A 23974-nucleotide genomic window follows, 5' to 3' on the forward strand; every position below is an offset into this window, starting at 1 on the left:
CGCGTCGGTGCTCAGACGTCCGGGTCGGCGGCCGCGTGGTCGAGGCGGCGGCCGAGCGCGACGGCGAGCGCCGCGCCGAGCACGCCGACCGCGGTCGCCGCGATGAGCCAGCGGTAGTCGATCGCCCCGAGGAGCGCGCTGCCGAGCGCGAGCATGAGCATCTGCGGCACGTTGATCGACACGTTGAGCGCCGCCGAGGTGCGGCCCTGCAGCCGGGGCGCCGCGAGCCGCATCCGCAGCGTCACGACGCCGACGATCACCCACGGGACGCCGAACCCGACGAGCGCCTGCAGCGCGCCGACGCCCACCCAGCGCATCCACGCCTCCGGCAGCGGCCACTGCACGACGAGGAACGCGACCACGGTGCCGAGCCCGACGAGCGCGAGCCCCCACGCGACGAGGCGGCGCTCGCCGATCCGGCGCAGCATCCAGGCGGAGCACAGGCCGCCCGCGAGGGCGCCGACGCCCTGGATCGCCTGCGCGGGCCCGAGCGCTGCGGGACCCTCCTGCAGGCCGTGCTCGACGAGCGGGAAGATCGTCGCGTTGAGCAGCCCGGTCAGGCCGAAGCCGATCGCGGTGGCGATGGTGAGCAGCCGCAGCAGCGGGTCGGCGAGCAGCGCGCGGAAGCCCGCCGAGAGCTCGTGCCAGTACGTCTCGCCGGCCAGGCGCGGCTCGGGCGGCGACTCCTGGATGCGCACGGTCGTGAGCACGATCGCCATGGTGAGGAAGCCGCCCGCCGCGAGCGCGATGACCGCCCACGCCCCGGCGGCGACGTACAGGGCCGCGCCGAGCGCCGGGCTGATGATGCGCATCCCGTTGTCGATCGACGTGAAGATGCCGTTCGCGCCGGCGAGCTCCTCGTCCGGCAGCAGGTCGCGCAGCAGGCCCGATTGCGCCGCGGCGGTGAGGTAGGCGGCGAGGCCGTAGCCGAAGGTGGCGGCGTAGATGAGCCAGACGTGCTCAGCCCCCTGCACGAGCAGCAGCGTGAGCACGACGGCCGCCGTGCCGAGGTTGGTGCCGATGAGCAGCGGGCGGCGGTGCACGCGGTCGGCGAGCTGGCCGGCGAAGGGCGCGAGCAGCGCGGGCAGGCCGATGAAGAGGAAGACGAGCGCGCCCGCGGCGTCGGAGCCGGTGAGCTCCCGCACCCAGATCGCGAGCACGAGGTAGAGCGCGCTGTCGCCGAGGTTGGTGGCGACCCAGCCGACCATGAGGCGGCGGTAGGCGGGGCGGCGCATGGGCGACGCGGGCTTGGCGGCGGTCGCCGTGGATGCGGTGGTGGTCATGAGCGGTCCTCGGGTGGGGCAGGCGCTGCGCGGGCGCGGCGGATCGTGACCGCGGGCGCGCGGCCGGGGCGTCGAGGCGGGGCTCACGGCCTCCTCGACGAGCGGACGGGCGTCAGTCCGCGGCGGGCTCCGCGCCGGTCAGCGGCGCGTCCAGATCGGGGTTGAGGGTGGCGAAGAAGTGCGACTTGTGGCTGCCGACCGGGCGCAGCGACGCGTCGTCGTGGCGGCCGCGGAAGCGGTCGACGAGGTGGGCGATCTCCTCCGCGACCTCGGCGAGCTCGTCGGGCGTCGCCCAGAAGGTGGAGATGTTGACGGTGACGCCGTTCACCCACTCCGGCAGCTTGCCGTTGCCGTGCGCGGTGAGGAACTTGATCATCCGGTCGGCCTCGTGCTGCACGTAGAGGGCGCCGATCGTGCTCGACGACCGCACCGAGTCGATGTCGTCGGGGTCGGGGCGCAGATCGCGGCTCCGGTGCGCCGACCGCCACGGCTTCGACGTGCCCTTGGCCTCGGCGCGCACGATGAAGCCGGCCTTCTCGAGCGTGCGCAGGTGGAAGGAGCAGTTCGACGGGCTCTCGCCGACGCGCTCCGCGATCTGCGTCGCGGTCGCCTCCTCGAGCTCGTCGATGACGGCGAGGATCTCGACCCGCAGGGGGTGGGCGAGCGCGCGCAGCACCGCGGGATCGCTGCTCCGGAGCGCGGGGGCCTCATCGCCCGCCTCGCTCTGCGGTGCCCGATCGGACGGGTCGCGCGCCTCGGTCATGCTCAGATCAAACCACGCTGGATGCGCAGCTCCGCGCGCTCGCGGTCGTAGTAGCGCGCACGCTCCTCGCGCTCGACGCGGGCGCGGTTGCGCTCCTCGCTGGCGATGCGGTGCGGGATGCGGCTCGTGCGTCCCATGGTGTGCCTCCTCGGTGTCCGGCGGTGCAGGTGCCCCGCCGATATCCGAAACACTACCTTCGAAGCATTTGCTTCGCAAGGAATCTTTCGAACGATTTGCTTCGGCGTGTCGCATGCGCCCTTGGCCAGCCCAGGAGCCTCGGATGGCCCGCTCCGATCCGGAGCGGGCCATGCGTGGGCGCAGATCCGCGCGGGGTCAGGCGGCGAACGTCGCCTTCGCCTCGGCGACCACGGCGGGGTCGCGGAACGCGGCGAGCGCCGTCGCCGCGAGCAGCGCCGCGCCGTCCTCGATCACCGGGGCCGCCGCCGTGCCGCCCGCGGCCTCGGCGAACTCGCGGGTGTGCGGCGAGCAGTCGGGGACGAGCGTGAGCATCGGGTGGATCGAGGGCACGACGTGGCTCACGTTGCCCATGTCGGTCGACCCTCCCATCTGCGGCGCGACCGCCGGGGTGCGGCCGAGCGTGACGAGCGCCTGCTCGGCGAGGCCCGCGAGCGTCGGGTTGGGTCGCAGCGAGTAGTACGGCGGCGTCCGCTCCTCGATCAGCACCTCGCAGCCGGTCGCGATCGCCGCGCCCTGGAAGCACGCCTGCACGCGCGGCACGATGCTCTCGAGCAGCGCGTCGCGGTCCTCGGCGCGCACGAACGCCCGGATCGCCGTGTGCTCGGGGATGATGTTCGGCGCCTGGCCGCCGTCGGTCACGATCGCGTGGATGCGCGCGTCGTCGGGCAGCTGCTGGCGCAGCAGGCCGATCGCGGTGAGCGCGAGCGTCGCCGCGTCGAGGGCGTTGATGCCGCGCTCGGGGTGCGCCGCCGCGTGGCTCGCGCGGCCGGTGAACTCGACGTCGAGCGCGACGCGCGACAGCGAGCTCGATGCGGCGACGTCCTCCCCCGCCGGATGGATCATCATCGCCAGGTCGATGCCGTCGAGCACGCCGTGCTCGATCATCGGCACCTTGCCCGCCGCGCCCTCCTCACCGGGGCTGCCGACCACGACGAGGTGCGCGGGCGCGCCGCCGTCCGCGGCGAGCGCGTCCCTGACCGCGAGCGCCGCGCCGAGCCCTGCCGCGGCGATGATGTTGTGGCCGCACGCGTGGCCGATGCCCTCGAGCGCGTCGTACTCGAGGAAGACGGCGACGGTCGTCGTGCCGTCGACGGCATCCGCCGTGGACCAGCGGCCGACGAACGCGGTCTCGAGCCCCGCGAACCCGCGCTGGACGGCGAAGCCGGCGGTCTCGAGCTCCGCGGTGAGGCGCGCTGCCGCGTGCACCTCGGTGAAGCGGATCTCGGGGTTGGCGTGCAGGTCGGCGGCGACGTCGACGAGCGTCGACAGGTGGGCGGCGAGCGCGCCGCGCGCCTCCTCGATCAGCGCGGGCACGTCGACCTCGCGGTGGGCGGTGAGCTCGGGGGCGATGGTGGTCATCGGGTTCCTTCCTGGGGCAGGACGACGGTGGATGGGTGGGGCCGGGTCACAGCGTCAGGCCGTGACCGGGGCCGAAGGGCAGCCCGGCGAGGCCCCACAGCGCGAACTGCAGGAGCCAGACGGTGAGGATGACGATCGTGAAGGGCAGCACGAGGCTGAAGAGCGTGCCGATGCCACCCTTGGGCGCCCAGCGCTGCATGAGGCCGAGGATGACCGGCAGCATCGGGTTCATCGGCACGAGCGGGTTCGTCGCCGAGTCGGTGATGCGGAAGGCCGTCTGCACGGCGGCCGGGTCGATGCCGTTGAGCATGAACATCGGCACGAAGATCGGCGCGAGCAGCGTCCAGAGCGCCGAGCCGCTCGCGAGCAGCAGGGCGGGGAGGATGACGAAGAGGCTGAAGAGCATGAGGCCGCCGATGCCGTCCAGGCCGGCCGCGCCGAGCGCATCCGCACCGCTCGTGGCCACGAGCAGCCCCAGCTTCGACCAGCCGAACCAGGCGATCGCCTGCGCCGCCGTGAAGATGACGACGATGAAGGGCACGAGCTCCTTGACGGCGGCGACCATCATCTCGGGCACCTGCCCCCAGCGGGTGAGCGTGCCGGCGACGAGGCCGTAGGTGATGCCGACGGTGAGGAACATGAGCAGCAGGAAGATCGGCAGGCCATCCATGAACGGCGAGCGCAGCAGCTGACCGCCCTCGCCCTGCAGGGGCGAGCCCGGCAGCAGCGCGGCCGTCGCGACGAGCGCGGCGAAGACGACGAGCGCGATGCCGGCCGCGATGAGGCCGCGGCGCTCGGCGCGCTCGAGCGGCTTCGTGTCGGCGGCCTCGGCCTCGCCGTTCCAGGCGCCCAGGCGCGGCTCGAGGAAGCGCTGGCACGTGACCGTGATGGCGATCGCGAGGATCACGGTCGACGCCGACATGAAGAACCAGTTGGCGAGCGGCGTGACCTGCGCCTCGGGGTCGACGATCTGCGCGGCGGACGTGGTGATGCCGCTCAGCAGCACGTCGGTGCCGGCGATGATGAAGTTCGCGCTGAAGCCGGCGACCACCGCGGCGTACGAGGTGATGAAGCCGGCGAGCGGGTGGCGCCCGGCGGCGAGGAACGCGGCGGCGGCGAGCGGCGGGATGATGACCATCGCCGAGTCGGAGGCGAGGTTGCCCATGAGGCTCACGACCACGACGACGATCGTGACGAGCGACTTGGGGGCGGCGAGCACCGCGCCGCGCATGAACGACGACAGCAGGCCGAGGCGCTCGGCGACGCCGATGCCGAGCATCACCGTGATGATGAGGCCGAACGGCGGGAAGGCGACGAAGTTGTCGATCGCGCTCGTGAGCGCGTACACGAGGCCCTCGGGCGACAGGATGCTCTGCACCGGCAGCCGCTCGCCGGTCGCGGGGTCGAGGGTGGATGCGCCGAGCCCTGACGCGATCGCGGAGGCGAGCGCGACGATGCCGGCGAGGATGAGGAACAGGTAGAACGGGTGCGGCAGCCTGTTGCCGACGCGCTCGATGCCCCGCAGCACGCGGCCGCTGGCACCCGGCGCGTCGGCGAGGGCGAGCTCGGATCGCTCGGTCTCGGGACGGTCGTCCTTCGTGGTGGTCATGGTGGGCCCTCTCGGCAGGCGCTCGGGCTCTGCGGCCGGAGCGAACGTTGCGGACCAGGATGCGATCCCGGTGTTGCAGGCATGTGACATCTGCGCTCCTCGCCCCGGATTGCCGTCAGGATGTTCGATATGGACCTCGCCGCCGCCGAACCCGAGGACGTGCTGTCGCATTCGGACCTCGCCCTGATCGAGGCGCTGCAGCGCGATCCGCGCGCGCCGTGGGCGCAGGTCGCGCACGCGCTCGGCGTCAGCGCGCCGACCGCGCGGCGCCGCTGGGAGCGGCTGAGCGCCGAGGGTGCGGCGTGGATCACGACGTATCCGGGCATGGGCGCCGGGCTCGTCGCGGGACTCGTGGAGGTGCGGTGCCGGCCAGGCACCTCCGACGACGTCGCCGCGGAGCTCGTGCGGCATCCGCGCATCGTCACGGTCTCGGCGCAGACCGGCGACCGCGACCTCGGGCTCATCATCTTCGCCGAGGACCTCACCGAGCTGCGGCGCATCGTGCAGCGCGACCTCGGCTCGCACGCCGACGTGCTGCACGTGCGCTCGTCGATCATGACTCGGGTGTTCCGCGAGGGGTCGCACTGGCGCGCGGGCGTGCTGGGCGGCACGTCGCGGGAGGCGTCTGCCGGGCCGACGGCGACCGTCGCACGGCAGCTCGGCGCACCGACGACGCGGGCCGTGCTCGGCACGCTGGAGCGCGACGGGCGCGCACCGACGGCCCGGATCGCCGAGGCGCTCGGCACCGGCGAGGCGCACGCCCGGCGGAGCGTCCACCGGCTGCTCGAGAGCCGGCGCATCGTGCAGCGCGTCGACGTGACGCTCGACCAGCCCCACTGGCCGCACTCGCTCGCGCTCTGGATGGTCGTGCCGGCCGGGCAGCTCGACGAGGCGGCGCGGCGGATCGGCGAGCTGCCGACGATCCGGCTGTGCGCGGCGCTCGCGGGCGGCGCGAGCAACCTCTACGTGATCGCGTGGCTGCGAAGCCTCGAGCAGGCCGCCGAGATCGAGGCGCAGATCACGCGCGGCCTGCCGGCGCGCGTGCTCGACCGCAGCCTGCTGCTGCACTACTACAAGCGGCTCGGCCACCTCTTCGACGACCAGCGGCGGCGCGTGGGCCAGGTGCCGTGGGTGATCGACGCCCTGGAGGACTGAGCCTCCGGGCCCCGATATTTCGGTGTTGACGTATATAAGGCGCTGTGCAAGCATCGTGCTGTGCACGCGCTCGATGTCCTCGGTGATCCGGTGCGGCGACGCATCCTCGAGCTGCTCGCCGACGGCGAGCAGAGCGCCGGTGCGATCGCGGCCACGATCGGCGACGAGTTCGGCATCAGCCAGCCGGCGGTGAGCCAGCACCTGCGGGTGCTGCGCGAGCAGGGCTTCGCGGTCGTGCGGCCCGAGGGGCAGCGCCGCCTCTACGCCGTCGACCCGAGCGGTCCGCGCGAGGCCAGCGAGTGGCTGTCCGCGTTCGACCGCTTCTGGATGCCCAGGCTCGCCGCGCTCGACACCGAGCTCGCGCGCGGACGGCGACGGCGGCGGCTGGACGCCGAGGCGGCGGAGCATGAGCCACCGCAGGACGCCGAGCCCGAGCACGAGCCCGACCCCGAGCACGACCCCGAGCATGACCCCGAGCATGACCCCGACGGCGGCGACCGCTCCGTCGATCCCCATCCCACGAAGGAGACCTGACATGGTCGATGTGCTGGCCCAGCTGGGCGCCGTGACGCGCGAGGTGCGCGTCGATGAGATCGACGGCGCCGAGTCGCGCGTGCAGTCGCTCTCGCAGACCTACCGCTCCCCCATCGACGACGTCTGGGATGCGGTGACCGATCCCGAGCGGATCGCCCGCTGGTTCATGCCGGTGTCGGGGGACCTGCGGCTCGGCGGCCGCTACCAGCTCGAGGGCAACGCGGGCGGTGAGGTGCTCGAGTGCGAGCCGCCCGAGGGCGATGCTGCGCGCTACCGCGTGACGTGGGAGTTCGGCGGTGGCGTGACCTGGCTCACGGTGCGCCTCGTGGCCGAGGGCGACAGCACCCGGTTCGAGCTCGAGCACGTCGCTCGCGCGGCGGACGTGCCGAGCGAGATGTGGGAGACGTTCGGGCCGGGCGCGACCGGCGTCGGCTGGGACGGCGGGCTGCTGGGGCTCGCGCTGCACCTCGGGGCGACGGACGGGTCGCTCTCGCCGGCCGAGGCCGAGGCGTGGGCGGGCACCGACGAGGGCCGCAGCTTCTACCGCGGCGCGGCCGATGGGTGGGCTGCTGCGTCGGTCGCCGACGGCGCCGACGCGGAGGCGGCGGCCCGGCAGGCCGACGCGACCTACGGCTTCTACACGGGCGCGCCGGCGGCCTAGGGCTCCGCGCACGCCCGCACCTGCCGGTCGAGCCGGTCCGCGCGCCCCACCCGCCGTGCGGCTCGACCAGCAGGCTGGCTACTCCGACGCCGGCGCGTCCACGAGCACCGGGCCGGCCTGGCCCTGCTTCGCCATCGCGCTGCCCGCGGCGTTCCCCTGCGCGGTCGCGTTCACGATCGCCTGCAGGTCGATGCCCGTCGCGTCCTTCATCATCTGCGTCATCGTCGCCATGTTGCCGACCATGTCGCTCGTGAGCTTGCCGGTGCCGTCCGCCGAGACGACGGTGATCTGGCTCGAGGCGTAGGCCTTGCCGAACGCCTCCGCCACGGCGGGCATCACCTTGAGCAGCTCCTGCGCGAGCACGACCTGCGCGTTCTCGGTGAGCGCCTTCGCACGGGCCTCGATCGCCTCGCCCTCGGCGATGCCGCGGGCGCCGATCGCCTCGGCCTCCGCTCGACCGCGCGCGGCGGTCGCGACCGCCTCGGCCTCGCCCTCGACCTTCGCGGCCTCGGCGGCGGCGATGCGCGCCGTGCGCTGCGCGTTGCCTCGCGACTCGGTGACCGCGGCCTCGGCGACGCCCTCGGCCTTCGCCGCCTCGGCGCGCGCCTCGCGCGACGCTCGCTCGGCGTTCGCCTCGACCTGCCGCGCCTTCGCGTTCGCCTCGGCGGTGACCTGGATGCGGTACGACTCGGCGTCGGCGACCTTGCGCACGTCGGCGTTCAGCTGCTGCTCGCGCAGCTCGGCCTGCCGCTGCGCCGTGATCTCCTCCTGCGCGACGATCGCCTGGCGCTGCACCGCGTCCTCGAGCGGCTTCGCGGCGGCCGCCTGCGCGACGGCCTTGTCGGTCTCGGCGCGCACCGCCGCCTCCTGCAGCTGCAGCACGCGGTTCGCCTCGAGGATCTGCTTCTTCGCCTCGATCGACGCCTGCTCGGCGGCCTTCTGCGCCTCGGTGTTGGCGATGGCGGCGGCGCGCTGCACGGCGGCGGACTCGGGCACGCCGAGGTTCGAGATGTAGTTCTGGTTGTCGTTGATCTCCTGGATCTGGAGCGTGTCGACGACGAGGCCCTGCTTGGTGAGGGCGTCCTCCGCGGCCTGCAGCACCGCATCCGCCAGCGCCTTGCGGTCGTGGATGATGTCGAGCACCGTCAGCTGGCCGATGATGCCGCGGAGCGAGCCCGAGAGCACCTCCTGCGTCGACGACTCGATCTCCTCCTGCTGCGAGAGGAAGCGCTGCGCCGCGTTGCGGATCATCTCCTCGGTGCCGCCGACCTTGATCACCGCGACCGCCTGGGCGTGGATGGTGATGCCGTTCTTCGTCTGCGCGGTGGTGTTGAAGAGGAGGCGGCGCGAGCGCAGCGACAGCTTGAACGACTTCTGCACGAACGGCATGACGAAGACGCCGCCGCCGGTGACGACCTTCTGCCCCGAGAGGTCGGTGAAGGAGTGGCCGGAGGCGTCGACCGTGGTCTTGCCCTTGCGGCCCGTGACGATGATCGCCTCGTCGGGTTCGGCGATGCGGTAGCGGCGCACGGCGCCGGTGATGAGCACGACGGCCACGAGGGCCGCGAGCAGGATGAGGATGAAGATCGGGTTGAGCAGATCGGGCACGAGCGCCTCCTGAGGTGCGGGGGTGTCTCCCGCAGGCTACGGTGCCGAGGCGGCAAGTTGCACGAATCTTCAGCAAATCGCCGCGGGCGTGCGCTCAGATGATCCAGGTCTGGGACGCGACGTCGGTGAAGAGGTCGGCATGCCGATGCAGGAGGCGCTCGCGCTCCTGCTGCTCGAGGCTCAGCGTGTGCCGCTCCTGCCAGGTCGTCCGGTCGTCTCCGTGGCGCGTGCCGCGTTGCTGACGTCCCATGATCGCTCCGATGCTCGTCGTCGAACGGTTCGAGACCATCCGATCACCGACCACTGACACGCGAGTGCCCCCGGAGTGTCGGGTTCGCGCGCGAGTGTCGGGGCACTCGCGCAGCGACCCGACCCTCTGCCCGAGGGTCAGCGGACGAGCAGGATCTTGCCGCCGGGCGCCTCGGCGCCGCCCATGAGGGCGTGCGCCTCGTTCGCGTGCGTCAGCCGCAGCTTCGCGCCGATGACCGGGGCGATCTCACCCGCCTCGAGCAGCGGCCACAGCTCGCGGCGCACCTCGTCGATGACGTCGGCCTTGCCGCCGCGCCCGTTGTGCGGCCGCGCCCGCAGCGTCATGGCGCGCAGCGTGACGCGCCGCTGCATGAGGGCGCGCAGGTCGATCTCCGCCTTCGTGCCGCCCTGCGCGGCGATGACGGTGAGCGTGCCGTCGAGCGCGAGCGCCGCGACGTTGCGCGCGAGGTAGTCGCCGCCCACGACGTCGAGGATCAGCTCGGCGCCGTGCCCGTCGGTCGCGGCATGGACGACCGCCTCGAAGTCCTCCGAGCGGTAGTCGATCGCGATCTCCGCGCCCAGGCTGTGGACGAGCTCGTGGTGACGCTCGCTCGCGGTCGTCGCGACCCGGTAGCCGCGCGCCGTGAGCACCTGGATCGCCATCGAGCCGACGCCGCCGCTGCCGCCGTGCACGAGCGCGAGCCCGTCCAGCGCGGGGGCGGGCGCATCCCGGATCGCGGTCCAGACCGTGCAGACGGCCTCGGGCAGCGCCGCCGCGTCCTCGAGCGAGACCCCGGTCGGCACCGGGAGCAGCTGGGTGGCGGGCACCGCGACCCGCTCGGCGTACCCGCCGCCCGCGAGCAGCGCGCACACCTCGTCGCCGACCGCCCAGCCCTCGACGCCGTCGCCGACGTGGACGATCGTGCCCGAGCACTCGAGCCCGATGACGTCCGACTCCCCGAGCGGCGGCGGGTAGTGGCCGGCCGCCTGCATGAGGTCGGCGCGGTTGACGGCCGTCGCGACGACCTCGACGACCACCTCGCCGTGCCCCGCGACCGGGTCGGGCGCATCCGTCCACTCGAGCGGGGCGCCCGGCCCCTGCTGCTGCATCGCCTTCACGTCTCGCTCCCGTCCTCGTGGCCCAACCCTAGGAGCCGGGCCTGTGCGGCAGGTGGCGGCGGTGCGGCGAGGGCGCGCTCAGCTCGCGAGCACCGCCTCGATCGTGGTGATCGTGGCGAACCGGCCCGACAGCGCGGCCGCCGTGCGCGCGATGACGTCGGCGGCGGGCAGCGTGCCGGAGCCGTCGTGGAGGGCGAGCGGATGCGTCGCGGTGGCGTCGAGCACGACCTCGACGTCGTAGCCGAGGTCGCTGCCGACGCGCGCGGTCGTCTCGACGCACTGCTCGGTGCGGATGCCCGCGAGCCGCAGCCTGCGGACGCCCGCCTGCACGAGCCGACGCTCGAGATCGGTGGTCGTGAACGCGTTGTGGCTCGACTTCACGACGACCGGCTCGTCGGGCAGCGGCTCGAGGCCCTCCTGCAGGCGCACGAGTCCGCTCGTCGGGTCGAACGCGCCTCCCGAGCCTGGCTCGGCGTGCAGCACCCAGATCACGGCGTCGCCGGCACCGCGCGCGTGCTCGACGAGGCGAGCGGCATCGGCGGCGATGCCGGGGTTCGAGATGTCGGCCCACGACGGCTGGTCGCGGAAGGAGTCCTGCACGTCGATGACGAGGAGCGCGGTGGTCACCGACCCAGTCTGCGTGCTCGTCGGCCGCGGCGCCCAGCCCCGAACCGGCCAACCACACGCAAGATCGCGCCAGGCGGACGGAGCCGCGAGCGACCCGTCGCGGCCGGCGATGGCGAGGAGTACGGTCTGCCCATGGACGCGGATCCGGTCGCCTCGAACCCCCACCTCTACGCCGTGCTCTTCGAGAACGAGCGCGTCCGCGTGCTGGAGTACCGCGACGAGCCGGGCGAGCGGAGCACCCCGCATCGGCACCCCGACAGCGTGATGGTGACGCTCAGCGCCTTCGACCGGCGGCTCGCCTCGGGCGACCGGCAGATCGACCTCACGCTGCCGTCGGGCGCCGCCCGCTGGCTCGCAGCCCAGACGCACACGGGCGAGAACATCGGCACGACGCCGACGCACGCGATCTTCGTCGAGCTCAAGGAGCCGCAGCCTGCCGATGCGGCCGCGCCTACGCCTGCCGGCCCTGCCCCGCTGGGACCGGTGTGACCGACGCGGCACGCCCGCGCATCCTCGCCGACACGGTCGTGCTCGCCGCCGCTGCCACCGACCCGGTCGAACGCGGGGCGGTCTGGCGGTTGGGGGAGCCCGAGCGGCACCTCGACGCGAACGTCATCGCGCTGCCACCGGGCGAGCGCATCGACGAGCACGTCGGGCCCGAGGAGGACGTGCTGCTGCACGTGCTCGCCGGGTCCGGGACGCTCCGCTCGGGCACGGAGGTGCTCGCCCTCGCGGTCGGCGGGATCGTCTGGCTGCCGCGGCGCTCGCGCCGCGAGATCACAGCGAGCGCGGAGGGCCTCCGCTACCTCTCGGTGCACCGCCGGAAGCCGGGCCTGCGGATCGGCGGTCGCGGGCTCTGAGCAGCACGGCAGAGCCCACCGCGAGGCCGATGGCCACGCCGACGATGTCGGCGACCGCATCCCAGGGATCGCCCGAGCGCTCGGCGAGCACGAGGTGCTGCACGACCTCGGACACAACCGCATGGATGACGAGCAGCGGCGCGAGTACGACGGGCCGGATGCCCGCGAGCAGGCCGAGCAGCGCCGGCGCGAGGAACATCGCGGCATGCGCGACCTTGTCGAGGCCGGGGATGCCACCGCCGGACGGCGCACGCGGGGCGTAGAGCCCGACGAGCTGCACGACGAGCGCGAGCGCGAAGAGCACGAGCCAGCCGCGGCGACCGATCCATCCCATGCGTCGATCGTCGCACCTCGTTGCTCGTTCCCCGTCGCCGGGAGCACGACGCAAGCCCCCGCCCCCGCTTGCGGCACCCCTGGGCCGTCCGCGCGCCGTCGGCCGATCGATCAGCCGGCCGGGCTTGCGTTATGCCCGGGGCTGGCACGGCACGCGTCACGCGCTGGGATACTCGTCGCGATGAAGGCGCACGAGACGGTGATGAGCTGGGTGACGGCCGAGCTGCAGAGCGGCCGGCTGTCGATCGGCGACCACCTGCCCGGCGAGCGCGCGCTCGCCGAGACGCTGCACGTCTCGCGCGGCTCGCTCCGGGAGGCGCTGCGCGTGCTCGAGGCGCTCGGCACGATCCGCACGTCGACCGGCTCAGGGCCGAGGTCGGGCACGATCATCACCGCCGCGCCCGAGCAGGCGCTCGCGCTCGCGCTCGAGATGCAGCTCGCGACCCGGCACGTCGAGCACGCGCACATGTACGAGGTGCGGCTGCTGCTCGAGACGTGGGCGGCCGAGCACGCGCACGCGAGCGGCGACCAGGGCGCCGCCGCGGAGCTGCTCGAGCGCATGGATGAGCCCGACCTGCCCGTCGAGGAGTTCCTGCAGCTCGACGCGGCCTTCCACGTAGAGCTGTCGCGCGCGGCCGGCAACCCGCTCATCAGCACCCTCATGGATGCGCTGCGCACGTCGATCGCCGATCACACGCTCGCGCGCGCCCGGTCGCTCCCCGACTGGACGGCGACCGCCGCGCGCCTGCGCTCCGAGCACCACGGCATCCTCGAGCGCGTGCGCGCTGGCGACCGGGACGGCGCCGCCCGGCTGCTCCGCGACCACATCGAGGGCTACTACCGCGAGACCGCCGACGTCGAGGCCGGCGAGCCGCTGCCCTGACCGCGCTCCGGTCCCTTGACCGGGTCGACCATCGGCGGCTATCGTTCGTGTGGTCCGACCACATCGACGAGGATCGAGCCATGAAGCGTCAGCTGCCCAAGATCAGTGAGCTCACCGAGCTCATGCAGTTCAAGAAGCCCGAGCTCGACGGACGCAAGCGCCGGCTCGACGCGGCGCTCACGATCGGCGACCTGCGCGCGATCGCGAAGCGGCGCACGCCCGCTGCCGCGTTCGACTACACCGACGGCGCCGCCGACGGCGAGCTCTCGCTGCATCGCGCGCGGCAGGCGTTCGAGGACGTCGAGCTGCACCCCGACATCCTGCGCCCGGCCGCGCACGTCGACACCTCGACGACCGTGCTGGGCGGACCGAGCGCGCTGCCGTTCGGCATCGCGCCCACCGGGTTCACGCGCCTCATGCAGACCGAGGGCGAGACGGCCGGCGCGGGCGCGGCGGGGGCTGCGGGCATCCCGTTCACGCTCTCGACGCTCGGCACGACGACGATCGAGGACGTCAAGGCGGCCAACCCGGCCGGCCGCAACTGGTTCCAGCTCTACGTCATGCGCCAGCGCGAGCTCTCCTACGGTCTCGTCGAGCGCGCGGCAGCGGCCGGCTACGACACCCTCATGTTCACGGTGGACACGCCCATCGCCGGCGCGCGCCTGCGCGACAAGCGCAACGGCTTCTCTATCCCGCCGCAGCTGTCGGTGAAGACGATCGCCAACGCCATCCCCCGGCCGTGGTGGTGGTTCGACTTCCTCACCACGCCGAAGCTCGAGTTCGCGTCGTTCTCGACGACCGGCGGCACCGTCGGCGAGCTGCTGAACGCCGCGATGGACCCGACCATCTCGTACGACGACCTCGACGTCATCCGCGGCATGTGGCCGGGCAAGCTCGTCGTGAAGGGCGTGCAGAACGTGGCGGACGCCGTGCGGCTCATCGACGGCGGCGTCGACGGCATCGTGCTGTCGAACCACGGCGGCCGCCAGCTCGACCGCGCGCCCGTGCCGTTCCACCTGCTGCCGCAGGTCGTGCGCGAGGTGGGCAAGGACGCGACCGTCATGGTCGACACCGGCATCATGCACGGCTCCGACATCGTGGCCTCGATCGCGCTCGGCGCGGACTTCACGCTCATCGGCCGCGCCTACCTCTACGGGCTGATGGCCGGCGGCCGCCAGGGCGTCGACCGCACGATCGCGATCCTGCGGGGCGAGATCGAGCGCACGATGACGCTGCTCGGCGTCTCGTCGCTCGAGGAGCTCGAGCCGCGGCACGTGACGCAGCTCACGCGCCTCACGCCGCTCGGCGGCGCGCCGGCCGCCGCGGAGCGCACCGCCCGCTGACCGCCCGCGCCCGTTGAGGGTTTGCGTCCCAGCCTTGCGGGCAACTCGGACGCAAAGGCTCGACAGGCGGTGGGTCAGAGGCGGGCGGCCGCCTGCATGAGGTGCGGGCCGGCGTTCCAGCCGGCGACGCCGGTCAGTCGGCCGGATGCGTCGGCGAAGTCGGTGAGGAGGCCCCCGCTCGCGAGCTCGTCGCTCGTCTCGCGGGCATCGACGCCGCGCACGCCGCGAGCGCCGATCACCGCGCCGTAGGCCATGAGCGAGAAGCCGGTCGTCGGCGCCCACGCGCCAGGGTCGTCGCCGAGCCCGAGGTCGTGCAGCAGGACGCGCGCGGCGTGTGCGCCCTGCGCGGTCGCGGCATCCCAGTGGTCGACGCGCACACGGCCCTGCGGCAGCTCCGGCGCCGCCACGCTGCCCGCCGCGTAGACGCCGGGCGTGGCCCGCACGCGGAAGCGGTCGTCGACCGGGATCGCGCCGTCGAAGCCTGCCCACGCGGCGTCGGGCTGCGAGCCCACGGCGACCACCAGGGCATCCCCGGAGATCTCGCTGCCGTCGTCGAGCTGCACGACCACGGCGTCGTCGCGCCCCGGGATGCCCGCAGCGCGGATCGCGACGACCCGCACGCCGAGCCGCGCGTCGACGCGCTCCGCGTGCAGGGCCGCGAGCCGCGCCGAGATGTCAGCGCCGACCGCCTCGCGCAGCGGCAGCCGCGAGCGCCCGATGAGCGTGACCCGGGCGCCCGCACCGACGTAGTGGCTCGCGACCTCCGCACCGATGAACCCGGCGCCGAGCACCACGATGCTCGCCCCCGCGAGGTCGGCCACCGCGCTCCGCAGCCGCTCGGCATCCGCAGCGCTGTGCAGCGCGTGCTGGCGCACCGCCCCGTCGATCGCGATGGCGTCGTCGAGCCGGCGCGGCACGCTCCCGGACGCGAGCACGAGCGCGTCCGCCTGCAGCTCGGCTCCGTCGTCGAGCACGACCGCGCGCGTCGACGCGTCGATCCCCACGGCGCGCGCATCGACGACCTCGACGTCCGCGACCGGTGGCAGCGCGATCTGCGCGCCGGTCAGGAGGCCCGGCAGCACGCCGGTGTCGACGAGCGTGCGGTTGATCGCCGGTCCGCCCTCGCCGTTGACGAGTCGGATGCGGCCGGTGAACCCCTCGCTCCGCAGCGTGCGGGCGCAGCTGTGCCCCGCCGCCCCCGCGCCGACGATCACCACCTCGTGCTCGATCGAATCCATCCGCCCCACCCTCTCGTCGAACCTTGCATGCATACCCCCCTGGGGTATATCGTTCACGGTATCAGCACCGAGCAGCAGCGCTCGGGCCCAAAGCTCGGAGGACGACATGGCAACCACCCAGTACCAGGTGACCGGGATGACCTGCGGACACTGCGAGATGTCGATCCGCGAGGAGGTCGGCCAGATCGAGGGCGTCTCCGACATCCAGGTCAGCTCGACCGACGGCCACCTCGCCGTCACCACCGCGGGCGCGCCCGTCGACGACGCCGCGGTCTTCGCCGCCGTCGAAGAGGCCGGCTACGAGGCCCGCGTCGCCTGACGCCCCCGCGGCCGCCCGGCCGCCCGCGGCATCCGCCATCCCCAGCTCCACTCGCGCATCCCGATCGACCCGCGCATCCCGATGAAGAGGAACCGATGAACACGCCAGCCCGCCTCAGCCTCTACGGCCTCGGCCTCGTCGCCGCGTTCGGCACGGCATTCCTCGTCTCCGGCGCGGTCGTGCCCGACGCCGTCGTGGCCGACCGCATCGCGGCGACCGAGGACGGGCACGGCGGCGGCCACGAGGGGGCTGCGGCCGCCGCTCCCGAGGCGGCCGGCGCGGCACTCCCCGGCCTGTCGCTCGAGGCGGACGGCTACAGCCTCAGCCCGGTCGCGGCGCCCGCCGCGGTCGGCGAGGAGGGCGAGCTCGCCTTCACGGTGCTCGACCCGAACGGCGACCCGCTGCGCGAGTACACCGAGGAGCACGAGAAGGACCTGCACCTCATCGTCGTGCGGTCGGACGGCAGCGAGTTCCGCCACGTCCACCCTGAGATCGACGACGCGGGCGAGTGGACGATCCCGTGGAGCTGGGACGAGGCGGGCACCTACCGCGTCTTCACCGACTTCACGCCGGGCACCGCCGACGCCGGCGTCACCCTGACCCGCACGATCAGCGTCGAGGGCGACTTCGCGCCGGTCGCGGTCGAGGACGAGGTGCGCGAAGCCACGGCCGGCGAGTTCGACGTGACGCTCTCGGGCGATCTCGCCGCGGGCGGCAGCTCGACCCTCAGCCTCGAGGTGAGCCGCGACGGCGAGCCCGTCACGACGATGGAGCCCTACCTCGGCGCCTTCGGCCACCTGGTGGCGCTCCGCGACGGCGACCTCGCCTACCTGCACGTGCACCCGGAGGGCGCCGAGCCCGAGCCCGGCCAGGTCTCCGGGCCCACCGTCGAGTTCGCCACCGAGGCGCCGACGGCCGGACGCTACCTGCTCTACTTCGACTTCCAGGTCGACGGCGAGGTCCACTCGGCCTCGTTCGTGCTCAGCACCTCGGGCGAAGCCACGGCCGCGACCGAGGCGCCGGCCGAGACCGACGCCCCCGCCGAGAGCCCCGCACCCGCTGACGACGGCCACGACGACAGCCACTGAGCTGTCCGGGCCCCACGCACTCCACCAGAAGGATCAGCACCATGACGACATCCGAGGTCACGACCGAGCGGCCGGCGAGCACCTACGAGCTCGAGATCGGCGGCATGACGTGCTCGTCGTGCGCCATGCGCATCGAGAAGAAGCTCAACAAGCTCGACGGCGTCGCAGCCTCGGTGAACTACGCCACCGAGAAGGCGAAGGTCACGGCGCCCGAGGACTTCGACCCGGCCCTGCTCATCGCCGAGGTCGAGAAGACCGGCTACACCGCAGTGCTGCCGAAGCCGAAGGTCACGACGCCCGAGGAGGGCAACGACGCGGAGCCGGTCGACCACGAGCTCGTCTCGCTGCGCCACCGCCTCATCGGATCGATCGTGCTCTCGGTGCCCGTCATCCTCATGGCGATGATCCCCGTGCTGCAGTTCACCTACTGGCAGTGGGCGTCGCTCGCGCTCGCGGCCCCGGTGATCATCTGGGCGGCCTGGCCGTTCCACCGCGCGGCGTGGATGAACCTCCGCCACGGCGCGGCGACGATGGACACGCTCGTCTCGGTCGGCACGGGCGCGGCCTTCATCTGGTCGCTCTTCGCCCTCTTCTTCGGCACCGCCGGCGAGCCCGGCATGACCCACGCGTTCGAGCTGTCGATCGCCCCGAGCGACGGCGCCGCGAACATCTACCTCGAGGTCGCCGCGGGCGTGACGATGTTCATCCTCGCCGGCCGCTACTTCGAGAAGCGCTCGAAGCGCCAGGCGGGCGCCGCGCTGCGCGCCCTGCTCGAGCTGGGCGCGAAGGACGTCGCGGTCGTCCGCGGCGGCGCCGAGGTGCGCATCTCGATCGACGATCTCACCGTCGGCGACGAGTTCGTCGTCCGCCCGGGCGAGAAGATCGCGACCGACGGCGTGATCGTCAGCGGTCACAGCGCGATCGACGCCTCGATGCTCACCGGCGAGTCGGTGCCGGTCGAGGCTGGCCCCGGCGATGCCGTCACCGGCGCGACCGTGAACGCGAGCGGCAGGATCGTCGTCCGGGCCACCCGAGTCGGCTCCGACACCCAGCTGGCGCAGATGGCCAGGCTCGTCGAGGACGCGCAGTCCGGCAAGGCCGAGGTGCAGCGCCTCGCCGACCGCGTCTCCGGCATCTTCGTGCCGATCGCCATCGCGATCGCCGTCGTCGCCCTCGGCGCGTGGCTCGGCGCGGGCTTCCCCGCCGCGAGCGCCTTCACCGCCGCCGTCGCCGTCCTCATCATCGCCTGCCCGTGCGCGCTCGGCCTCGCCACCCCGACGGCGCTGCTGGTCGGCACCGGTCGCGGTGCGCAGCTCGGCATCCTCATCAAGGGACCGGAGGTGCTGGAGTCGACGCGCAAGGTCAACACGATCGTGCTCGACAAGACCGGCACCGTCACCAGTGGTCGCATGACCCTCGTCGACGTGGCCACCGTGCCCGGCACCGACCGCCGCGAGCTGCTCCGCCTGGCCGGCGCGATCGAGGACGCCTCCGAGCACCCGATCGCCCAGGCGATCGCGAAGGGCGCCTCGGAGGAGCTCGAGATCGACCTGCCAGAGGTCGAGGGCTTCCGCAACGTCGAGGGCAAGGGTGTCAGCGGTGTCGTCGACGGGCGCGCGCTCGTCGTCGGCCGGCAGTCGCTGCTCGACGACTGGTCGATCGCCGCGGACGGCGAGCTGCAGAGCCGCAAGGAGGCAGCGGAGCAGGACGGCAAGACCGCGGTGCTCGTGGCCTGGGACGGCGAGATCCGCGGACTGCTCGTGGTCGCCGACACCGTCAAGCCGACGAGCGCCGAGGCCATCCGGCAGTTCCGCGAGATCGGCCTCACGCCGATCCTCCTCACCGGCGACAACGAGACCGTGGCCAAGCGCATCGCCGCCGAGGTCGGCATCGACCAGGTGATCGCCGAGGTGCTGCCCAGCGACAAGGCCGACGTGGTCTCGCGGCTGCAGGCCGAGGGCAAGGTCGTCGCGATGGTCGGCGACGGCGTCAACGACGCCGCGGCGCTCGCGCAGGCCGACCTGGGGCTCGCCATGGGCACCGGTACCGACGCGGCGATCGAGGCCTCCGACATCACCCTGGTGCGCGGCGACCTGCGGAGCGCGGCCGACTCCATCCGGCTCGCGCGGCGCACGCTCGGCACCATCAAGGGCAACCTGTTCTGGGCCTTCGCCTACAACGTGCTGGCCATCCCGCTCGCTGCCTTCGGGCTGCTCAACCCCATGCTCGCCGGCGCGGCGATGGCGTTCTCGAGCGTCTTCGTCGTCGGCAACAGCCTCCGCCTGCGCTCCTTCAAGAGTCGCGCGGTGGATACCCCGTCGCCCGCTGCTGTCACTGCGTAGTGCCCGGCGCCGACGTCCGTCCTCCCCAACCCGAAAGGAACACAGCCATGTGCGAAGCCCACAACCACGCAGCGACCGACGAGGCCGCTGGGACGACCGCTGAGACGACCGCCGACACGAGCGAGACCGCCGCGCACGACCACGGCAGCCACGACCACGGCGCGCACGACCACGGTGCGCACGACCACGGGACCGGTCACCACCACGACGTCGCCGTCGTGGACTCCGAGACCGCCGAGTGCCTCGTGATGCGCGGCAACTACGTCAACAAGGCCGACGCCGAGGCCGCCGGCCTCGTGCGCGAGCACGAGGGCCAGAAGTACTACCTCTGCTGCGCCGCGTGCGGCCCGCTCTTCGACGCAGCGCCCGAGAAGTACGCGGCGGCAGCCGCCTAGGCAGCCGCAACGCCAGAAGAGGCGCCGCCCGTTCGGGCGGCGCCTCTTCTGCGTCGATCGGCGTGCGCTCAGGCCTCGCTGCGCACCGGGTCCGCGAGCGCGGCGAAGGGGATGACGACCCACGCCTTGCGGAGGGTCTCGTGCACGACCCAGCGGCCCTTCCAGCCCTCGGGCGTGACGAAGAGCGAGCCGGCCTGGACCTCGAAGCTCGAGCCGTCCTCCTCGAAGATCGTCGCGCGACCCGAGACGATCTGGCACATCTCGTGGTACTCCGGGCGGGTGCTGCTGAACGCACCGGGGGTGACCTCCCAGACACCGGAGCGGATGCCCTCAGCCGATTCCCACACGGTGCGGGACGACTCGGTCTGGCCGGCCTCCTCCGCGGTCGCCTTGTCATGGTGCTCGCCGGCGTCGGTCGTGACGACATCGGTGATGTGGATGGACTTCGGCATCGCTGCACGCTCCTCGTTGCGCCGGTGCGCGCCCTCCTGTGGGGCTGCGCAATCCCAGTATCGAATGCGTCGTTTCGATTGTCAACAATCGACAACCCCCTACCGGTGGCCGGCAATCGTGCGTACGCTGACATTGTCTACAATCCGTCGGGCGGCGGACCATCCGCATCCGCGCCCGCACTCGGGAGCTCGCGTGAACGGCGTCCAGACCCTCTCGGTCATCAACAGCAGACCCACCGCTGTGGTGATCGCCGACCAGCTCCGCGAGGGCATCATCGACGGCGCCTTCGCGCCCGGCGATCACATCAACGAGGCGCAGGTCGCGAGCCAGCTGCACGTGTCGCGCGGGCCGGTGCGCGAGGCGCTGCACCGCCTCGTGCAGGAGGGGCTGCTGCTGTCGCGGCCGAATCGCGGTGTCTTCGTGCAGGAGCTCACGGTGCGTGTCGTGGAAGAGATCTATGAGTCGCGCGAGGTCATCGAGTGCGCTGCCGCCGAGAGCATCGTCAAGCTGAGCCGCGAGCAGCGGGAGGCCACCGCCGTGCGGCTGGACGCTATCGTCGACCGCATGCAGGTCGCGCTGGAGTCCGACGACTGGACCGGGCTCGGCCGCATCGACCTCGAGTTCCACACCACGCTCGTCGGCGACGCGGGGAACAGCCGTCTCGTGCGCGCGTACGCGACCCTGGCGACCGAGGCCCTCATCAGTCTCACCCACTTCCCCGGCGCCTACCCGAAGCCAGACCGCGTGCTGCCGGGACATCGCGAGATCATCGAGCAGCTCCGCGCTGGTGACATGGAGGCGCTCCACCGGACGCTGCATCGCCACCTGTCGCTCAGCGGCTCCGGCGACGTCGCGGACCACGGCGTCCGCGCGCGGGCGACCGCGGTCGACGAGCCGGGCGGTGACGACTGAGCGCGGCCGATGAGGCGCCGGTGCAGTCGCTGCGCGCGCCGGCGAACGCCGCGAGCGTGCTCCGGGCGGCCCTCGCCCGTGGCACCGCCACCCGCGCCGATCTCATCGAGGACACCGGCCTGAGCAAGGCGACCGTCGCGCGCATGGTCGACGAGCTCCACCGCAACGGACTGCTCGTCCACGCGGCGCCGCCCGCCCCGGCGCTCGCCGCCCAGCGCGACCCGGCGCGCACCCGCGGACGCAAGCCGACCTCGCTCACCGTGCCCGCGTCCGTCGGGCAGGTGGTCGGCGTCAGCCTCGGCCTCCAGCGCACGGGCGTGCTCGCGCTCGACCTCGCCGGCCGGGAACGCTCCTGGGAGTCCGCCGCGACCCCGCGCTGGAGCACCCTCGACGACGCTGTCGCCTGGGTGGCCGAGCGCATCGTCGCCGCCGGCGCGCGGACGGATGCTCCGCTGCTGCGCGTCGCGATCGCCCTGCCTGCCCGGGTGGCCGACGGCACCGAGGTGCCGAACCCTCCGCCGCCGCTCGACGTGCTCGCCGGCGCGGCCTTCGCGCAGCAGCTGGCCGCGGCCCTCGACGCGCCGGTCGCGCTCGACAGCGACGCCAACATGGCCCTCGTCGGCCTCGTGGCCGATGGCGCGGTCGCCGACGCCGCGAATCCCACGCTGCTGAGCATGAGCACGGTGCTGACCGTCGCGGTGCGACGGAGTGACGGCACGGCCGCGCCGGGCCGCACGAGCTCGTTCGGCAGCTTCTCGCTGCTGCCCTTCCAGTCCGACGGGATCGACACCTCGCTCGGGGCGATGCTGAGCACGCAGGGTCTGCTCCGCTACTGCGCCGAGCGTGGCGTCGCGCTCACCGACGTCTCCGAGCTGTGGGGGGGCGACGCGTGGGATGCTCCGTCGAGCGGCGAGCAGCAGCACGCGCGGCGCGTCGCGGTCGTGCGCCGGAGCACCGACGCCGCTCCCGACAGCGCGGCACCGCACGAGCACGGCACCATCCGCGCCGCCTTCGCAGATGCCCTCACCGCCGCGCTGCGCGTGGTGGCCGTGATGGTGGATCCGCCGCTCGTCGTGCTCACCGGCCGGCTCTCGCCCCTGGCCGAGCTCGTGCTGCCCGCCGTGGCACGTCGGCTCGCCGCCGAGCTCGACGAGCCGCCGGAGCTGGTCGTCGCGAGTGCCGCCTCTCGCTGGCACGCGACCGCGATGGGCGCGGCGCACGTCGCCCTGCGGCACGAGCAGCGAGCGCTCTGCGAGCGGCTCGAGCGCGGGTCGGCGCAGGGCGACTGACCGCGATCAGCGCAAGTGCAGCGCGGCCACCTCGCCGAGGCCCTCGAGGAAGCGCTCCACGTCCGCCTCGTCGAACGCGAGCGGCGGCCGGATCTTCAGCACGTTCGCGTCACGCCCCGCGGCGCTGATGAGGATCCTCCTCTCGCGCATGCCGTCGATCACCCGCGTCGCCCGGGCGCGGTCCGGCGCCCGCGTCTCGAGGTCGGCCACGATCTCGACGCCCACGAGCAGCCCGGCACCGCGCACGTCGGCGATGTGCGGCGAGCCCTCGAGCAACCGGGCGATGCCATCGCGCAGCAGCGCGCCGACGCGCTCGGCGCGCTCCGGCACCCCCTCGCGCTCGAAGACGTCGAGCACCGCGGCGCCTGCCGCGATCGGCACCGACGAGCCGCCGAACGTGTTGAAGTACCGGACGGTCTCGCCGAAGTCACGCGCGACCTCGGGGCGGAACACCACCGCCGAGAGCGGGATGCCGTTGCCCATGGGCTTGCCCATCGTCACGATGTCGGGCACGACGCCCTGGCTCGCGAAGCCCCACATGCAGGTGCCGAGGCGGCCGAATCCCGCCTGCACCTCGTCGGCGATGAAGACGCCGCCTGCGTCCTGCACCGCGTCGACCATGGGCTGCAGGTAGTCGCCGGCTTCGGGCAGCACGCCGTCGCTCATGAACGAGAGGTCGAGCACGAGCGCGGCCATGCCGAAGCCGTGGCGCTCGAGGTCGCGGATCGCCCGCTGGGTCTCGGCGAGCATGTGCTCGGCGAGGGTGAGCCCCTCGGGCACGAGCCGCGGGTCGGGCGCGTCGATCTCGCGCACGTTGGGCCCGAGCGGCGATCCCGCACCGAGCGACGGAGAGATGCTCGCGACCTCGCGCGTGATGCCGTGGTAGGCCCAGCGGGTGACGATCATCCCCTCGTGGCCGGTGTGGTGCCGGGCGACGCGCAGCGCGAGGTCGTTGGCCTCCGAGCCGGAGCACGCGAAGGTCACGCGCCGCAGCTCCTCGGGGAAGAGGGCGACCAGCCGCTCGGCGTAGTCGACGAGCCCCGCCTGCGCATAGCGGGTGTTCGTGTTCAGGGTGGCCAGCTGCCGACTCACCGCCTCGACGACGTGCGGGTGGCAGTGCCCCACGACCGGCACGTTGTTGTAGGCGTCGAGGTAGTCCCGCCCCTCGGCATCGAAGAGGTGGGCGCCGCTGCCGCGGACGAACGCGACCGGGTCGTTGTAGACGAGCAGGTAGCCCGGGCCGAGCACATCGAGGCGGCGCTCGATGTTGTCGCGGATCACCGGATCCACCTCCTCGAGGCGCGCGGGATCGAAGCGGCTCGGGTACAGCGATGCGCCGAGAGAGACCATGGCT

At 73.2% G+C, this 23974-nt stretch carries 26 protein-coding genes; 13 read left to right on the forward strand and 13 right to left on the reverse strand.

What is annotated here, in order from left to right:
* Positions 1-11: 11 nt before the first annotated feature.
* From ABIB37_RS03725 to ABIB37_RS03745, 5 genes are all read right to left on the reverse strand, one after another.
* Positions 12-1283 (reverse strand): MFS transporter, encoded by a 1272-nt coding sequence (locus ABIB37_RS03725; RefSeq protein WP_354256855.1) that lies wholly within the window; start codon positions 1281-1283, stop codon positions 12-14.
* A gap of 112 nt (positions 1284-1395) precedes the next feature.
* On the reverse strand, positions 1396-2046 hold the full coding sequence (locus ABIB37_RS03730; RefSeq protein WP_354256857.1) for an ArsR/SmtB family transcription factor: 651 nt from the start codon (positions 2044-2046) through the stop codon (positions 1396-1398).
* A gap of 2 nt (positions 2047-2048) precedes the next feature.
* Positions 2049-2183, reverse strand: coding sequence for a hypothetical protein (locus ABIB37_RS03735; protein ID WP_354256859.1), 135 nt, complete (start codon positions 2181-2183; stop codon positions 2049-2051).
* A 196-nt stretch (positions 2184-2379) separates the two neighbouring features.
* Positions 2380-3603, reverse strand: a complete 1224-nt coding sequence (locus ABIB37_RS03740) for an amidohydrolase (protein WP_354256862.1) — start codon at positions 3601-3603, stop codon at positions 2380-2382.
* Between the two features lie 46 nt (positions 3604-3649).
* Positions 3650-5212 (reverse strand): AbgT family transporter, encoded by a 1563-nt coding sequence (locus ABIB37_RS03745; protein ID WP_354256865.1) that lies wholly within the window; start codon positions 5210-5212, stop codon positions 3650-3652.
* Between the two features lie 129 nt (positions 5213-5341).
* Here ABIB37_RS03745 and ABIB37_RS03750 point away from each other — a divergent pair, with 129 nt between their 5' ends.
* The 3 genes from ABIB37_RS03750 to ABIB37_RS03760 are packed head-to-tail and all read left to right on the forward strand — an operon-like array spanning position 5342 to position 7562.
* Positions 5342-6367, forward strand: coding sequence for an Lrp/AsnC family transcriptional regulator (locus tag ABIB37_RS03750; RefSeq protein ID WP_354256868.1), 1026 nt, complete (start codon positions 5342-5344; stop codon positions 6365-6367).
* A gap of 60 nt (positions 6368-6427) precedes the next feature.
* Positions 6428-6901 (forward strand): ArsR/SmtB family transcription factor, encoded by a 474-nt coding sequence (locus tag ABIB37_RS03755; RefSeq protein ID WP_354256870.1) that lies wholly within the window; start codon positions 6428-6430, stop codon positions 6899-6901.
* Between the two features lies 1 nt (position 6902).
* A complete protein-coding gene (locus ABIB37_RS03760) occupies positions 6903-7562 on the forward strand; it encodes an SRPBCC domain-containing protein (protein WP_354256873.1) in 660 nt (219 codons plus the stop codon).
* Positions 7563-7640: 78 nt separating this feature from the next.
* Here the strand turns inward: ABIB37_RS03760 and ABIB37_RS03765 are convergent, their stop codons facing one another.
* The 4 genes from ABIB37_RS03765 to ABIB37_RS03780 all read right to left on the reverse strand — a co-directional run bounded on the left by ABIB37_RS03765 (position 7641) and on the right by ABIB37_RS03780 (position 11165).
* Entirely contained in the window at positions 7641-9170 is a 1530-nt protein-coding gene (locus ABIB37_RS03765; protein ID WP_354256876.1) for an SPFH domain-containing protein, read from the reverse strand.
* 94 nt (positions 9171-9264) lie between these two features.
* The gene (locus ABIB37_RS03770; protein WP_354256878.1) at positions 9265-9420 is read right to left on the reverse strand and encodes a hypothetical protein; all 156 of its coding nucleotides are present in this window, start codon (positions 9418-9420) and stop codon (positions 9265-9267) included.
* Positions 9421-9557: 137 nt separating this feature from the next.
* Positions 9558-10529, reverse strand: coding sequence for a zinc-binding dehydrogenase (locus ABIB37_RS03775; RefSeq protein WP_354261522.1), 972 nt, complete (start codon positions 10527-10529; stop codon positions 9558-9560).
* An 87-nt stretch (positions 10530-10616) separates the two neighbouring features.
* Complete coding sequence (locus ABIB37_RS03780) at positions 10617-11165, reverse strand: isochorismatase family protein (RefSeq protein WP_354256881.1); 549 nt, start codon at positions 11163-11165, stop codon at positions 10617-10619.
* A 132-nt stretch (positions 11166-11297) separates the two neighbouring features.
* Between ABIB37_RS03780 and ABIB37_RS03785 the strand changes: the two genes are divergently transcribed.
* A complete protein-coding gene (locus ABIB37_RS03785; RefSeq protein WP_354256884.1) occupies positions 11298-11654 on the forward strand; it encodes a cytoplasmic protein in 357 nt (118 codons plus the stop codon).
* A complete protein-coding gene (locus ABIB37_RS03790) occupies positions 11651-12025 on the forward strand; it encodes a cupin domain-containing protein (RefSeq protein WP_354256886.1) in 375 nt (124 codons plus the stop codon). The genes ABIB37_RS03785 and ABIB37_RS03790 overlap by 4 nt, the downstream gene beginning before the upstream one ends.
* Here ABIB37_RS03790 and ABIB37_RS03795 read toward each other — a convergent pair.
* Complete coding sequence (locus ABIB37_RS03795) at positions 11943-12359, reverse strand: VanZ family protein (RefSeq protein WP_354256888.1); 417 nt, start codon at positions 12357-12359, stop codon at positions 11943-11945. The genes ABIB37_RS03790 and ABIB37_RS03795 overlap by 83 nt on opposite strands.
* Before the next feature lie 180 nt (positions 12360-12539).
* Between ABIB37_RS03795 and ABIB37_RS03800 the strand changes: the two genes are divergently transcribed.
* Positions 12540-13241, forward strand: coding sequence for a FadR/GntR family transcriptional regulator (locus ABIB37_RS03800; protein ID WP_354256891.1), 702 nt, complete (start codon positions 12540-12542; stop codon positions 13239-13241).
* 80 nt (positions 13242-13321) lie between these two features.
* Entirely contained in the window at positions 13322-14584 is a 1263-nt protein-coding gene (locus tag ABIB37_RS03805; protein WP_354256893.1) for an alpha-hydroxy acid oxidase, read from the forward strand.
* A gap of 74 nt (positions 14585-14658) precedes the next feature.
* On the opposite strand, the gene ABIB37_RS03810 is transcribed toward ABIB37_RS03805, so the two are convergent.
* Positions 14659-15822, reverse strand: coding sequence for an FAD-dependent oxidoreductase (locus ABIB37_RS03810; RefSeq protein WP_354256896.1), 1164 nt, complete (start codon positions 15820-15822; stop codon positions 14659-14661).
* Between the two features lie 106 nt (positions 15823-15928).
* On the opposite strand from ABIB37_RS03810, the gene ABIB37_RS03815 reads away from it, so the two are divergent.
* From ABIB37_RS03815 to ABIB37_RS03830, 4 genes are all read left to right on the forward strand, one after another.
* Positions 15929-16141 (forward strand): heavy-metal-associated domain-containing protein, encoded by a 213-nt coding sequence (locus tag ABIB37_RS03815; protein WP_123696890.1) that lies wholly within the window; start codon positions 15929-15931, stop codon positions 16139-16141.
* Positions 16142-16236: 95 nt separating this feature from the next.
* Entirely contained in the window at positions 16237-17229 is a 993-nt protein-coding gene (locus ABIB37_RS03820) for a DUF8832 domain-containing protein (protein WP_354256899.1), read from the forward strand.
* Positions 17230-17270: 41 nt separating this feature from the next.
* A complete protein-coding gene (locus ABIB37_RS03825) occupies positions 17271-19571 on the forward strand; it encodes a heavy metal translocating P-type ATPase (RefSeq protein WP_354256902.1) in 2301 nt (766 codons plus the stop codon).
* A 47-nt stretch (positions 19572-19618) separates the two neighbouring features.
* A complete protein-coding gene (locus tag ABIB37_RS03830; protein WP_354256904.1) occupies positions 19619-19966 on the forward strand; it encodes a hypothetical protein in 348 nt (115 codons plus the stop codon).
* Positions 19967-20034: 68 nt separating this feature from the next.
* Here the strand turns inward: ABIB37_RS03830 and ABIB37_RS03835 are convergent, their stop codons facing one another.
* The gene (locus ABIB37_RS03835; protein WP_354256906.1) at positions 20035-20418 is read right to left on the reverse strand and encodes a cupin domain-containing protein; all 384 of its coding nucleotides are present in this window, start codon (positions 20416-20418) and stop codon (positions 20035-20037) included.
* On the opposite strand from ABIB37_RS03835, the gene ABIB37_RS03840 reads away from it, so the two are divergent.
* Positions 20405-21331, forward strand: a complete 927-nt coding sequence (locus tag ABIB37_RS03840; RefSeq protein ID WP_354256909.1) for a GntR family transcriptional regulator — start codon at positions 20405-20407, stop codon at positions 21329-21331. The two genes, ABIB37_RS03835 and ABIB37_RS03840, sit on opposite strands and share 14 nt — an antisense overlap.
* A gap of 20 nt (positions 21332-21351) precedes the next feature.
* Positions 21352-22620, forward strand: coding sequence for a hypothetical protein (locus tag ABIB37_RS03845; protein ID WP_354256911.1), 1269 nt, complete (start codon positions 21352-21354; stop codon positions 22618-22620).
* Between the two features lie 6 nt (positions 22621-22626).
* Here ABIB37_RS03845 and ABIB37_RS03850 read toward each other — a convergent pair whose 3' ends face one another.
* Positions 22627-23970: an aspartate aminotransferase family protein gene (locus ABIB37_RS03850; protein ID WP_354256913.1), complete on the reverse strand. Its 1344-nt coding sequence runs from the start codon at positions 23968-23970 to the stop codon at positions 22627-22629.
* Positions 23971-23974: the final 4 nt, after the last annotated feature.

Source organism: Agrococcus sp. UYP10 (assembly GCF_040547205.1).
Classification (GTDB): Bacteria; Actinomycetota; Actinomycetes; order Actinomycetales; family Microbacteriaceae; genus Agrococcus; species Agrococcus jenensis.